This window comes from Collinsella sp. TF07-1 (assembly GCF_003437235.1).
In the GTDB taxonomy this organism is placed as follows: Bacteria; Actinomycetota; Coriobacteriia; order Coriobacteriales; family Coriobacteriaceae; genus Collinsella.
Genome location: NZ_QSRV01000018.1, coordinates 7,923 through 21,046 on the forward strand (window position 1 = coordinate 7,923; position 13,124 = coordinate 21,046).

The 13,124-nt window shown below is 59.6% G+C and carries 11 protein-coding genes and 1 tRNA gene; 3 read left to right on the forward strand and 9 right to left on the reverse strand.

Annotated elements, in window-relative coordinates:
- Positions 1-422: 422 nt before the first annotated feature.
- The 7 genes from DXC67_RS07515 to DXC67_RS07545 form a co-directional block, all read right to left on the reverse strand.
- Positions 423-498: transfer RNA gene (locus DXC67_RS07515), tRNA-Arg, on the reverse strand.
- A gap of 135 nt (positions 499-633) precedes the next feature.
- On the reverse strand, positions 634-1,032 hold the full coding sequence (locus DXC67_RS07520; RefSeq protein WP_117637960.1) for a DUF956 family protein: 399 nt from the start codon (positions 1,030-1,032) through the stop codon (positions 634-636).
- Between the two features lie 120 nt (positions 1,033-1,152).
- Positions 1,153-2,073, reverse strand: a complete 921-nt coding sequence (locus DXC67_RS07525; RefSeq protein WP_117637933.1) for a PTS system mannose/fructose/sorbose family transporter subunit IID — start codon at positions 2,071-2,073, stop codon at positions 1,153-1,155.
- Positions 2,074-2,089: 16 nt separating this feature from the next.
- Positions 2,090-2,908, reverse strand: coding sequence for a PTS mannose/fructose/sorbose transporter subunit IIC (locus DXC67_RS07530; protein WP_089573274.1), 819 nt, complete (start codon positions 2,906-2,908; stop codon positions 2,090-2,092).
- 18 nt (positions 2,909-2,926) lie between these two features.
- Positions 2,927-3,916 (reverse strand): PTS sugar transporter subunit IIB, encoded by a 990-nt coding sequence (locus DXC67_RS07535; protein ID WP_117637934.1) that lies wholly within the window; start codon positions 3,914-3,916, stop codon positions 2,927-2,929.
- Between the two features lie 377 nt (positions 3,917-4,293).
- Positions 4,294-4,722 (reverse strand): hydrogenase maturation nickel metallochaperone HypA, encoded by a 429-nt coding sequence (locus DXC67_RS07540; RefSeq protein WP_117637935.1) that lies wholly within the window; start codon positions 4,720-4,722, stop codon positions 4,294-4,296.
- Between the two features lie 96 nt (positions 4,723-4,818).
- A complete protein-coding gene (locus DXC67_RS07545) occupies positions 4,819-7,596 on the reverse strand; it encodes an FAD-dependent oxidoreductase (RefSeq protein ID WP_199410686.1) in 2,778 nt (925 codons plus the stop codon).
- 190 nt (positions 7,597-7,786) lie between these two features.
- Here DXC67_RS07545 and DXC67_RS07550 point away from each other — a divergent pair, with 190 nt between their 5' ends.
- The 3 genes from DXC67_RS07550 (at position 7,787) to DXC67_RS07560 (ending at position 11,259) form a co-directional block, all read left to right on the forward strand.
- Positions 7,787-8,449, forward strand: a complete 663-nt coding sequence (locus tag DXC67_RS07550) for a TetR/AcrR family transcriptional regulator (RefSeq protein ID WP_117637936.1) — start codon at positions 7,787-7,789, stop codon at positions 8,447-8,449.
- Between the two features lie 63 nt (positions 8,450-8,512).
- Complete coding sequence (locus tag DXC67_RS07555; RefSeq protein WP_117637937.1) at positions 8,513-9,520, forward strand: DUF5692 family protein; 1,008 nt, start codon at positions 8,513-8,515, stop codon at positions 9,518-9,520.
- Between the two features lie 236 nt (positions 9,521-9,756).
- Positions 9,757-11,259: a hypothetical protein gene (locus DXC67_RS07560; protein ID WP_117637938.1), complete on the forward strand. Its 1,503-nt coding sequence runs from the start codon at positions 9,757-9,759 to the stop codon at positions 11,257-11,259.
- A 73-nt stretch (positions 11,260-11,332) separates the two neighbouring features.
- Here DXC67_RS07560 and DXC67_RS07565 read toward each other — a convergent pair whose 3' ends face one another.
- Positions 11,333-12,685 carry an ATP-binding protein gene (locus DXC67_RS07565; RefSeq protein ID WP_117637939.1) on the reverse strand — a complete coding sequence of 451 codons (1,353 nt, stop codon included), beginning with the start codon at positions 12,683-12,685 and terminating at the stop codon, positions 11,333-11,335.
- A 208-nt stretch (positions 12,686-12,893) separates the two neighbouring features.
- Entirely contained in the window at positions 12,894-13,088 is a 195-nt protein-coding gene (locus DXC67_RS07570; protein ID WP_233502698.1) for a hypothetical protein, read from the reverse strand.
- Positions 13,089-13,124 lie beyond the last annotated feature (36 nt).

The following is a 13,124-nucleotide window of genomic DNA, read 5'->3' on the forward strand; positions in this document are numbered from 1 at the left end:
AGCCCGGCACCGTGGTGGTACCGGGCTCGACAAATCTCTGGTGCCCCCGGGCGGATTCGAAAACTCCCCCCGCGGGGAAATTGGTGACGCGGGTGTCGACGGTCCGAATCCTGCCCTTAGACCAGAAGAGCCCGGCACCGTGGTGGTACCGGGCTCGACAAATCTCTGGTGCCCCCGGGCGGATTCGAAAACTCCCCCCGCGGGGAAATTGGTGACGCGGGTGTCGACGGTCCGAATCCTGCCCTTAGACCAGAAGAGCCCGGCACCGTGGTGGTACCGGGCTCGACAAATCTCTGGTGCCCCCGGGCGGATTCGAAAACTCCCCCCGCGGGGAAATTGGTGACGCGGGTGTCGACGGTCCGAATCCGGCCCTTAGACCAGAAGAGCCCGGCACTGTGGTGGTACCGGGCTCGATATTTCTCTGGTGCCCCCGGGCGGATTCGAACCGTCGACACCCGCTTTAGGAGAGCGGTGCTCTATCCCCTGAGCTACGGAGGCATGTTGTACTAGTGTAGCAGATTTACTGCATCGCTATACGTCGCATGACTAGACTTCGAAGTTGCGATGGAATAGTTCCTGCCTAAAGCATCTAAAGCCGTATATCAGAGCTATTTCACCACAACTTATGGGGAGCTAGTCGCCTTTATGGAAGAAACTTTTGATGACGGAGGGGATGCTCTTGGCGCCCTTGGCCGTCACATCGATAAAGTCGGGCGAACGCACGAGCTTATCCTCGTCGACGTACTTACGGACCGCGCGAAGCGTCTCTTTATCGTCGCGCGTCGAAAACGTAAAGTGGCCGTTGTCCTTGGTGAAGATAGCAAAACGCGTAATCTTCTTGGTGCCGCGCAAAACCTCGGCGGCGATGTAGTCGACCTCATCCCACGGGATTTGAATGTAATCCTCGGGATTGCGCTCGTTATAGTACTCGAACGCCTTATTGCCCACCATTACGTTACCGTGACTGGTAAGCCCCATCAGGCAGGTTGCCGGCGTTGCCAGATCGACCGTGCTGTTCTGAGATTGCGCCATGCGCGCCTCGCCCTCCAAATAAAACAATCGGACCGCATCCAGTGTACCCACCGGGTGCGGTCCGTTTCAATGGCTCAAAAGCCCTTGCCTAGCAATTCTCGGTCTTAAGCCGAAACGTGCTTACATGAAGCCGCAGACGCGACCGATGATACCCACGGCAAAGAGAGCCAGGATGATGACGATCGGGCTGACCTTCTTCTTGAGGAGCTTGCAGACCAAGAGAGTCAGGCACACGGCGGCAAGACCGGGGATGAGCTGATCGAGGTTGGCCTGAAGCGTGGTGACCTTCACCGGGTCGAGTGCGGTGGCACCGACAGAGCTGTACATCGTCAATGCCTGCTTGACGCCCTCGGCGCCGGCGGGCAGATTAGCCCAGTCGATATAGGCGCCAGCGGACTGCGTGACCTTGGAGACGATCGGGGTAAAGGAGATGGACACCCAGCGCTCGACCAGGGCGCCGATGATGAACATACCCAGGATGGAAGCGCCCTCGGTGACCTTGCCCATCAGACCGCCGGAGAGGTCCTTGGCGATGGAGGAGCCGACCTTGTAGCCAAACTCCTGCGTGTACCACAGGAAGGCGTAACGGATGATGTTCCACGCGAAGAAGAACAGCAGCGGACCGGCGATGCTGCCGGACAGGGCCAGGGAAGCGCCCAGTGCGCCCAGAATCGGGCGAAGGGTGAACCAGAAGGCGGGGTCGCCGACGCCGGCGAGCGGGCCCATCATACCGACCTTGACGCCCTGAATGGCGACGTCGTCAATCGGAGCACCGTTGGCGCGCTCCTCCTCGAGGGCGAGGGTAACGCCAATGACGGGGGCGGAAACATAGGGGTGGGTGTTATAGAACTCCAGGTGGCGCTTAAGAGCGGCAATCTGGTCATCCTTGCTGGTGTAGAGCTTCTTGATCGCAGGGATCATTGCGAAGCACCAGCCGCCGTTCTGCATACGCTCGTAGTTCCACGAGCCCTGAAGGAACTGATGACGGAAGCAAACCTTCTTACGGTCAGCCTTGGTGAGCTGTATCTTGTTCTCTGCCATATGTATCACTCCCCTCCTACTCGTAATCGTTCAGAATGTCGCCGAGCGGGTCACCGGAGCCACCGCCCATGCCGCCACCCTGCTTGGCCAGATCCTTAAGGCCAAGGTAGATGAGGGCAAGGGAGATGCCGATGAGGCCAAGGGCGATCAGCGTGAGCTGAGGGATGGCAGCAAGGACAAAGCCGAGGATGAAGAACGGCCAGGTCTCCTTGGTGGCCATCATGTTGATGACCATGGCGTAACCGACGGAAGCGACCATGCCGCCGCCGACAGCCATGCCGCCGGACAGCCAATCGGGCATAGCGTTAAGCGCGTTGGTAACAGCCTCGGCCGGGATGATGCACAGAAGTACTGCCGGGATGGCGATACGAACACCCTGCATGAGGATGCCGGCGTACTGCCAACGCTCGATGCCGGCGAAGTCGCCCTTCTCGGCGCAGGCGTCCATGCCGTGAACCATAGCGGTAGCCAGGGTACGGCAGATCATGGTCAGGAACAGACCAGCGACCGACAGCGGGACGGCGACGGCGATGGCGGCGGTAACGGCCTTGGCCGAATCGGTGGCGCCACCGTTGAGGGCGAGCACCATGATGATCGAAGAAGCGACCGAGGCCAGAGCGGCGTCAGGCGCGACGGCGGCGCCGACGTTAGCCCAGCCAAGGGCCATCATCTGGAGCGAACCGCCCAGGAGGATGCCCTCCTGAAGGTGACCGGTTACGAGACCGATAAGCGTGCATGCCACGAGCGGCTGATGGAACTGGAACTCATCCAGAATGCCTTCCATACCGGCAAGCAACGCGACAATCGCAACAAGCAGAATAGTGATTGCAGACATGTATCGGACCCTCCTTTACTATGCTTGAGCGGCCAGTTCGGCCTTTGCTTTCTTCAACATGGCGTCGAGATCCTCGGAGGAATCCGAAGGAACCTTGCGGACCTCGAACTTGACGCCCTTGGCCTTGAGAGCCTCGATGGTCTTGACATCGTCATCGCCCATAGCGACAGCGTTGGTGACGACGACCTTGCCCTTGGAGTGGGCCATGGAACCGATGTTGGCTTCCTTGATGTCGACGCCGGCCTCGATGGCCCTGAGCAGATCCTGCGGGTTCTCGAACAGCAGCATCGCCTTGGTGTCGCCAAAGCGCGTGTCCTTGACGACCTCGGCCATCTTCTTGATGGGCACGACGTTGGCGTGGACTCCCGGAGGGGCAGCCTGCTCGATCATGGTCTTGCGGAGCTCGTCGTGAGCAACGCCGTCGGAGACCACGATGATGCGGTTGGGGTTGATCTGCTTGGTCCACGTGGTGGCCACCTGACCATGCAGCAGACGCGTGTCGATACGGACGTGGGCGATCTTGATGTGCCCGTCGCCGATCACCGTTCCCGGAGGAATGGCACCCGCAGGAGCAGCGGCGGCCGCAGCCGGCTTCTTCTCCTCGGGCTCCAGAGACTCGGGCTTGACGCGCACGCCGGCCTTAGCCTCAGTCACGAGATGTTTTGCGATCGCATGTGCAGTGTTCTTTGCGTCAAAGCGCTGCGAATATGCCTCGATGAGCATAGGCAGGTTGACACCGGTGACGATAGCCCAGGAATCATGGCCCTCGATGAGACCGCTGATCTGGTTGAAGGGCGTGCCGCCCCACAGATCAACGAGGAAGAGCACCTGCTCCTGGTCCTCGAAGGAAGCGACTGCTTCCTCGACCTTGGCACGGAAGTCGTCGGGGCCCATGCTCGGCTCGAGCGAGACCACGGCTACAGACGGCTGATCGCCAAAGACCATCGAGCCCGTCTGCTTGATTCCAGCCGCCAAGTCACCATGGCTAGCAAGAACAATACTTACCATCACATAACCTCCTTTTTGTCTACGTATTTCCTACACGACAATAATGGAGTATACCTGTTCGCCTTGTGGATTTATAGCTAAATTCGCAAACGGTTGCATTATTTGTTTAAACGTCTAAGTTTGTTACAAATTGATTACGTTGCTGATTTACAGCTCATTGCCTACTAAAACGTGATTTCCCAATTACTTTCACAGATATATACAGACACGCTGTTCATTAACGCCGCTTTTAGGTTAATCCCAATGCGCCTGCGTGCCGCTGTTTTGTTTAAACAGACATAACTTGACTAATTGTATAACTTATGCTCTAGCGCAAGTAGTCGTTGGGGACGTTCTTAAACGACTAGTCAAACAAGAACGTCCCCAACGACTAGGGGCTAGACGATGTGGAGAGGGTTAGCGGCGTCGACGGCGTCGGGGGCGTCAGAAGGGCCGTCGGGGGCAGCGTCTGCCGGGTCCTCGTCGGGGGTCTCGATCTGCTTGATCATGACCTCTTGGCCCTGGAGCAAATAGGTATCGCCACTGCCGCAATGGGGGCAGGTCTTGCCGTGCTCGACTGTCGCATAGTCGCGGCCGCACGCCTCGCAATGCGTCACGGCCTCGACGGGCTCCACGATAAGCTCCGCGCCCTGCGTGATGGACTTTTTATCTGCCGCCCAGCGCCAAGCGTCGAGCAGCAAGTCGGGAACGACGCCCGAGACCTCGCCCAGCAGCAGCGTGACGCTCGAAACGCGACGCACGCCATTGGCGCGCGCCACGTTCTCAACATCGCGAATAATGTGATAAACGATTCCCAATTCATGCAAGGTAGAAACCTTTCAACAACGGTTGATGCGATGCAAACTCAAAGCAAGGGGACGGCGAAATCTAGTCTGCGCCGTCCCCTTACCCGCCATGGTTACCTATTTACGACCGAACTTGATTTTGATTGCACGCTTTAAAGCATACTTGCCAAGGCTCGGGAGCTTTTGCTCGTATTTGACCATCGTGGAGCACTCGGGGCGATCGCGATCCAGATGGATGGCATCGAACGCGCACTTGGTGGTGCACAGGCCGCAGCCGATGCACTTGTTGGAGTCGACGATTGAGGCACCGCAGCCAAGGCAACGGGCGGTCTCGGCGCGCACCTGCTCTTCGGTAAAGGTCTCGACGTACTCGCTGAAGGGCGCGGCCTTCTCGCGCTCGTGGTCCACGTGGGCAACCTCACGGCTCGCGTTGTCATAGCTCTCGATCACGATATCGTCGCGGTCGAGCGCGGCGTAGCGGCGCTGGTTGCGGCCGATGGTGAGCGTGGAGCCCGGCTGCACAAAGCGGTGGATGGACACCGCAGCCTCGTGACCGGCGGCGATAGCGTCGATGGCGAAGCTGGGACCGGTGTAGACGTCACCACCCACAAAGATGTCGGGTTCGGCGGTCTGGTAGGTCTGGGGATCGGCAAGGGCACCCTGACCACGGCCAAGCTCCACCTTGGAGCCAGCCAGCAGGTCGCCCCACACGATGGACTGGCCGATGGACATGACGACACGGTCAGCATCGACACGGCGTAGATCGTTCTCGTCGTACTCGGGCGCAAAACGGCCTTCGTCGTCAAAGACACGCGTGCAGCGCTTGAAGGTGATACCGCACACACGACCGGCCTCGTCCAGGTGGACCTCCTTGGGACCCCAACCGCAGCTGATGTGCGCGCCGTCCTCGATGGCCTCGCGACGCTCTTCCTCGCTGGCGGGCATCTGTGCCTCGCTCTCCAGGCAGAACATCTCAACGTGCTCGGAACCCAGACGGCAGGCGTTGCGGGCAACGTCGATGGCCACGTTGCCGCCGCCCACCACGATGGTGCGGCCGGGCAGCGCGTCAATCTTGCCGCTGTTGACCTCGCGCAAAAAGTCGACGGCCACGGTCACACCCTCGGCGTCCTCGCCCGGAATGTCGGCAAGGCGGCCGCCCTGGCAGCCAATAGCCACGTAGAAGGCCTTAAAACCCTGCGTGCGCAGCTCATCGAGCGTCACGTCACGGCCGACTTCCACGCCATAGCGGAACTCGGCACCCATCAGGCGAATGATCTCGACCTCGGCCTCGATAACATCCTTCTGCAGCTTAAAGCTGGGAATGCCGTAGGTGAGCATGCCACCCGGGCGCTCGTTTTTCTCGAACACGACGGGCTTGTAGCCCTTCTCGGCAAGATAGAAAGCGCAGGACAGACCGGCCGGGCCGGCACCGATGATGGCAATCTTCTGGTCGAAGCCGCCAGCGCGCGTCGGCGTCACCACGGGCGGGACGTAGCGGGTCGCAGCGTCCAGATCGCGCTGGGCGATAAACTTCTTGACTTCGTCGATAGCCACGGCGGCGTCCACACGACCGCGGGTGCAGGCATCCTCACAGCGGCGGTTGCACACACGGCCGCAGATAGCGGGCAGCGGGTTCTCGCGCTTGATGAGTGCCAGTGCCTCGTCATAGCGGCCCTGCGCCGCGAGCTTCAGATAGCCCTGAACGGCAACGTGCGCGGGGCAGGCCGTCTTGCAGGGCGCCGTGCCGGACTCATGCGTCTCGATGCGGTTGTCGTTGCGGTAGTTGGGCGACCACTTGGTGTGGTCCCACTTGGTGGCATCGGGCAGCTCCTGGCGCGGATACTCGGGCACCTTGCCGCCGGCCTTTTTGCTGCAGAGCTTTTGGCCCAGCTTGGCGGCACCGGCCGGGCACACCTCAACGCAGCGACCGCAGGCTACGCACTTGTCCTTCTCGACCTTGGCGACATAGGCCGAGCGCGACAGGTTGGGCGTGTTGAACAGCTGCGAGGTGCGCAGGGCGTAGCACACGTTGACGTTGCAGTTACAGATGGCGAAGATCTTGTTCTCGCCGTCGATGTTGGTGATCTGGTGCACAAAGCCGTTGTCCTCGGCCTGGCGCAGGATGTCGTAGACCTCCTCGCGCGTCACATAATGGCCGCGGTCGGTCTCGACCACGTAGTCGGCCATATCGCCCACGGCGATGCACCAATCGGCCGGGTCGTCGGCGCAGCCCTCTCCCATCACGCGACGGCTCGCGCGGCAGCTGCAGGTGCTAGCGGCATATTTGCCATCGTATTTGTCGAGCCAATGCTCGATATGCTCGATCGGCACCGAGGTGCTCGCGGCATCGATGGCCTTCTCGACCGGAATGACATGCATGCCGATGCCGGCACCGCCGGGCGGCACCATCGGCGTGGCCTTGGACAGCGGTCCCTTGGACGCCTGCTCAAAGAACTTGGCATAGACCGGATGCTCCTCGAGCTGACCCATGCGCATGTTGAGGAACTCGGCAGAACCCGGCACCAGCATGGGCAGCACCCACTGCTTGGCGCGCTCGGGGTTTTCCCAGTTGTACTCGAGCAGACCCGTGTAGCTCATGTCGTCGAGCATCCTCTCGATATCGGCTTCGGGCATGCTGGTGAGCTTGACCATCTCGGGCAGCGTATAGGGACGACGCATCTTCATCTTGCAGAGCACTTCGGCCTGCTCGTCGGTTGCGGCCTCGGCAAACGACCAGTACTCGTAGCCCAGCAGCTCGTCGCGGTGCAGCAGGCGGTTGGTGCAGTGCTCACACAGTTTGACGATGGCCTCGCGCGGATGCTCCGGTATCGGCGGCACGAACTCCGCGCCGATATCGGGCTCGGTATAGCTAATCCCCGGTCCGTTGAGAATCATAGTCGTCCCTTCTCTTGCCACAGCCCGGCGAGACCGCAGCGCCCCTCTTTTTTTGCAGGCCGGGCATGCCCCCATGCCTTTCACCCGCCATTGTTGACATTGTGTCAAAAACAGTATTGACGAACCGTCAACAATATTCAAGACTGTTAGGTGAACGGTCGGGCCCAAACGGATGAAAGGCGGCAAACGCATGAGCGATAACACGGCAAACATCTCTGTGGCTGATGCCGTCCTCGCGTCCGACAGCACGGCAAAGCGCCTGACGGGTGACGAGCGCCGACGCGAGATTCTCGCTGCCGTGCGCGCCGTGAGCGCCGAGCTTGGTGTGTCCCATCTTTCGGTATCGGCTGTGACCAAGCGGGCCGGCTGCACGCGCTCGCTGTTCTACCACTACTTTGCCGATATGGACGCCGCCGTCACCGCCGTTATGGACGAGGCGATCGACGGCTTTATCGCCGAGCTCGAGCAGTGGAACGCCAGCCGCACGGTTGGCGACATCGAAGGCGCACTCGACACCGTCGCTCCGCTCTTTAAACGCCTGGTCGTGAGCGGCCACGAGTTGCCGAGTACGCTCACCTCGAGCAGTGGCGCGCTCTACGGCGGCTTTTTGCACAACGTGGTCCAGCGCGTGGCGCAGTATATCTGCGACACCACCGTGGTGGATTTTGTCGCCCATCACGAGCTACGCATCGACCATGTCTACGAGACGTTCTACACCCTCATCATGGGTCTTTTGATGTATATCCGCACGCACCCCGATGTGCCCGACGAGACGGTCAAGGAAATCATCGCCTCGACACTCCACATCGAGGGCTACACCGCCAAGTATCCGGAGCGCAAGCCCCAGAACTGACGACATTTGGCCAAACTGCCCGCGATCGGAAGAGGGGCCGCGGGCGTGTGAAAGGAGAGCAGCATGCTGTTCGATGTTTGGGGTAGCGATACCCTTATCCACTGGGCCGGCTGGGCCATGGTCTTTATTGGCCTGATCGTGCTCAACGAGGTCGGCCGCCGCACCAAGCTGGGCGCGGCAATCATCTTTGGCGTGGCTCCGCTGGCCATGACCATCTACTGCGTCGCTATCGCCATCGGCGTCTCGCAGGGTGCCGAGTGGGCGCTCACCAACCCCACCCATGTGTACCAGAACAGCTGGTTCCACTACGCCAAGGTATACGCGGCGCTGGCCGGTTGCTGGGGCTTCATTGCCATTAAGTACCAGTGGGGCAAGATCGGCAAGGCGCATTGGTTCCGCGCGTGGCCGTTTGTGATCGTCGCCATCAACATCATGATTGCCGTCGTGTCCGACTTTGAGAGCGCCTATCACTTCTTTGTCCTGGGCCAGTCCACTTGGGTCACCTCCGAGGGCGCCACGCAGCTTGCCGGCTGGAACAACGTGCTCAACGGCATCGCGGGCATCATCAACATCTTCTGCATGACCGGTTGGTGGAGCGTCTACGCCTCCGAGGACAAGACCGACATGCTGTGGCCCGACATGACCTGGGTCTACATCATCGCCTACGATATCTGGAACTTCTGCTACACCTACAACTGCCTGCCCGCCCACTCCTGGTTCTGCGGCTTTGCGCTGCTGCTGGCGCCCACCGTCGCCGCCTTTATCTGGAACAAGGGCGGTTGGATCCAGAACCGCGCCTTTACGCTGGCCATTTGGTGCATGTTTGCCCAGGTGTTCCCGTACTTCCAGGAGGAGTCCATCTTTGTGACCCACTCCACGCTCGACCCCAGCGCCGCTACTGCGGTCTCGATCGCCGCACTGGTCGCCAACATCGCCGCGATCATCTACATCGCCTACCGCGCCAAGAAGCTCGGCCGCAATCCCTACAAGCAGGATGTCTTTGAGGGCACCAGCGATTGGGAGAAGGCTACCGCTCGCCGCGCCAAGGTGGATTACGCACACGCCGAGTAACATGTTGGTCGCTGTTGGCGCTTGGGCATAGGCCCGCCCGCCAGGATTTTCAATCCAATGTCTCGCAGAGCCCCCGGAAAGCGTTTCGCTCGCTTTTCGGGGGCTTTTGTCGTTGCGTCTTATTCATCTATTCAAAAACATGCGCATATATAAAATCGGATTTCAAATCATACGGCGGCTCTATGGGGTCCCGTTTTTGGGTACAGTGTTGTCCCGATATTGAGCTTGGGGGATATATGAAAGATGAGACGATGGGTCAAGAGGATGCGGCCCAAGATGCAGAAGCTTGCGCTGAGGCCTTGGAGAGCTTAGACCGAATTTCACTCGATGAGATTGCGTTTGACGATTCGAGCGTTGATGTGCAGGATGAGCCGGAAATCGAGGCGCAGCCCGATGATCAGGATGCAAAAGACGATGGTGCCGCGCCCACCGAAGACGAGGCTGGGCACGAGGAATCCGAATGTGAGGCCGACGACCAGACCGAATCCGACACGAGCGAGGAAACCATCTTGCTCGACAGCTTACCGGCCGAAGATTCGCTGACCCGCGAGCTCCCTGGCTTAGGCTCTGCGCCTGCCGTGGACGAGACCATCGCCATGGGCGATATTCCCCTGCCGTCCGTTCCCTCGGCACATGAGGCCGAGGCCCGTCACCGCAAGATGTCGCCCAAGCGCCGCAATCTGATGGTCGCCGGCGCTGTGGTCGTTGCGCTCGTCGCCGGCGGCGCAGGCTACGCAGCCTGGAACGGATACCGGCAAGAGCAGGCTGCCATCGCCGCCGCCAATGCCCACACGATGATGTCGGTGCAGATTGGTGTACATGCCGCGGGGCTCGACTGTTCCACCGGCTCCAAGATTCCCGTACAGGTGAGCGGCCAGGATTCTGACGGCTCCTCTGTGAGCGAAACACTCTATGTTGACGAGCACGGCCGTGGCATCAAACTGCTACCCGGTAACTACACGCTCTCCATTGCCGCCTCCCCCATCGCGTCCGACGGCACCGTCTATACCGTGCCGACCACCAAGGCGCAGGTCACGATCAAGAGCGACGGACAAGACCTAAGCAGCCAGGCCGCCTTTAAGCTTAAGGTGCCTTCGGCCGACACGGTAACCGACGACCAGATCGATGCCGCCGCCAAATATGCCGAGGAGGGAGGCGCGAGCTCCGCCGCCGCCGCCAAGGTGCTCCAGCAGGCGGCAACCGCGCGGCGCGACGCCGCCGTCAATGCCGTGAGCGCGCAAAAGGCACAGGCAGCCCGTGATGCCGACGCCCGTCACAAGGCAACCGACCTCTACCAGCTCGATATCCCCGTCGAATGGTACGGCAAGGTCGAGACTTGGCAAAATGGCAGCACGCTATGCATCTATCTTGCCGGCGACAGCGATACGCCGATTGTGACGCTCGTCGCGGTGCGCGAGGGCGAGAGCTTTACGCCCGATGAGGGCGATACGGTTTTGGGTGCGGCCAATCTAGGCAACGGTTATACCGTCTACGCCAGCGGCCCCGTCTATCCGTACGTGGTGCCCCAGACCATCAACGGGCGCACGCAGAACCCCGTGTCGACCTATCCCATGGACACAGCCATTGAGCTTGTCGAGCTTACGACCGGCAACCGCTACACCTACAGCCAGATCAAGAACGTACTGGTCGGCAAAGACGGCAAGGCCGACGCTGCCACCAAGCTCGAATGCGACTATCTCGCCCAGATTCTCCTACCAAGCATCAAGGCCCAGGACTAGCCGGGCGCATCATGGTACTCCCCAACCGTGATGAAGGGGCCAGGAGGTCCTGGCCCCACAGATCCGTAGATGATTAGGCAAGGAGCCACTTCCATGCGGGCACAGCGTGTACCACACCGTGTTCACATGGAATATCGGCCTGTTCATCCATAGTAACGATTACCGACTCGCCAAGATCAAACTGGGCCATCGAGGCATCGAGGGCTGCAATTTCGCGTTCGCGCGTTTTCTCGCTTGCCATATCCACACTCACCTGAGTCAGGCTATAAGCCTGCATGAGAAGTGCATCCCCAGCCACAAAGTCAACCTCATGGCTTTTATTCTTCTCCTTGACCAGTAGGCGGCAGACCGAACCGACCCGCACCGCAGGAGTCCTTCTTCTGAGCGCATTGAACACCGCAGTCTCGAGCCTCTGGCCCTGGTCCAATGCCGATGCGGGAGAGAATGCTCCAAACATCGCAGGATCGACAGCGTAGACTTTAGACGCAGACCGCGTATTATTTGCAAGTGAACGCGTAAACTCCGGCACAGAAAACAGCAGGTAGGCGTCCTCGTAATACTCAAGTAAGTCGCTGAGCGAATTACGACTGACGGGTATCTGCCTGCTCTTGAACTCGTTGTACACCTTGTTCACCGACAGCTCTCGTCCCGAAGATGCCATACACCGCGTCAGAAACAGTGAGGCCAAACGAGGGCTCTTGACGTCGTAACGCTCCACAACGTCCATAGCGACCGTTCGCGACGCATATTCCTGTAGCAGCTGAATCGCGTCTGCGGGCGTCTGCTCAAGTGTCGCGATGAATCCCCCTCGCTCGAGATATCCGACCAGATGGTGTCGGAGCAACGCTGCAGCGCTTGAGGAGAAGGGCGCGTTCGACTCAGGAACGCTCCCCGTCTTATATCGGACGTATTCCGAAAAACTCAACGGAAAAAGCTCTCGCACAAGAGAACGGCCCCTGAACTCGCTCTTAAGTTCTGAGGACAGCATCTTAGAAGAAGATCCCGTCACGTAAACGGTCGCCTTCTCCGTATCGACCACGCGTCGCAGAAACGCACCCCATTCGGGTATTTCCTGGATCTCGTCAAAGAAAAGGTAGGCGCCCTCGCCTCGAGCAGCAGGATATAGTGCATAGAATGTATCGAGCACGTCCGCTAGTAGCGATGGCTCATACGGACGCAAGCGCTCATCCTCAAAATTGAAATATAGCATCCGGTCAAGCTCGACGCCTTGGCCCTGAAGCCGCCGCATCTCCTGATACAAGCGATACGTCTTTCCACAACGACGGGCGCCCACAATCACATATACGATGTTGTCGCGCTTTGGCTCCTGCGGGTTGCCCAGATCAAGGTCGCGCTCAAAGACCTGCGGAATCCCCTGTTGCTCAAAGTCCTTTATTTTTTGAGCCACCAAGTCGTTGAATGCCATAATTCTCCAATCTTGCTCTCCTGCTAATCAAGATTATAACGATTCTTGATTAGCAGGAGAGCAAGATTATGCGTATCTTGATTAATGGATAAGCAAGTTTTCTATTAGTGGCCCCTCCCGGAGGATATCGAGCGGCCGAGGGGGGCAGGCATGAACGCCTCTAGCCGAAAACAAAGTAGCTAAAAAAGCCCCGTCCCAAATGAGCTACTTAACGCCAGGGGTCGGCTTCGAAGAGGGGCTCGCGCTCGGGGCGACGATCGCTATAAGGATCGTAGCCGTCGTCATCCTCGTTCTCGGCACGGATGTAGGGGTCGCGCGGCTTGGGCACAGGCTTGGGTGCAGGCTTGGGTGCGGCCGGCGCGGCGTTGGCGACCGGCGCATTCGTCTTGTTCTTGTCTATCATCTGCATATCTCCTTGCCATGCAATCGTGTTCAACAT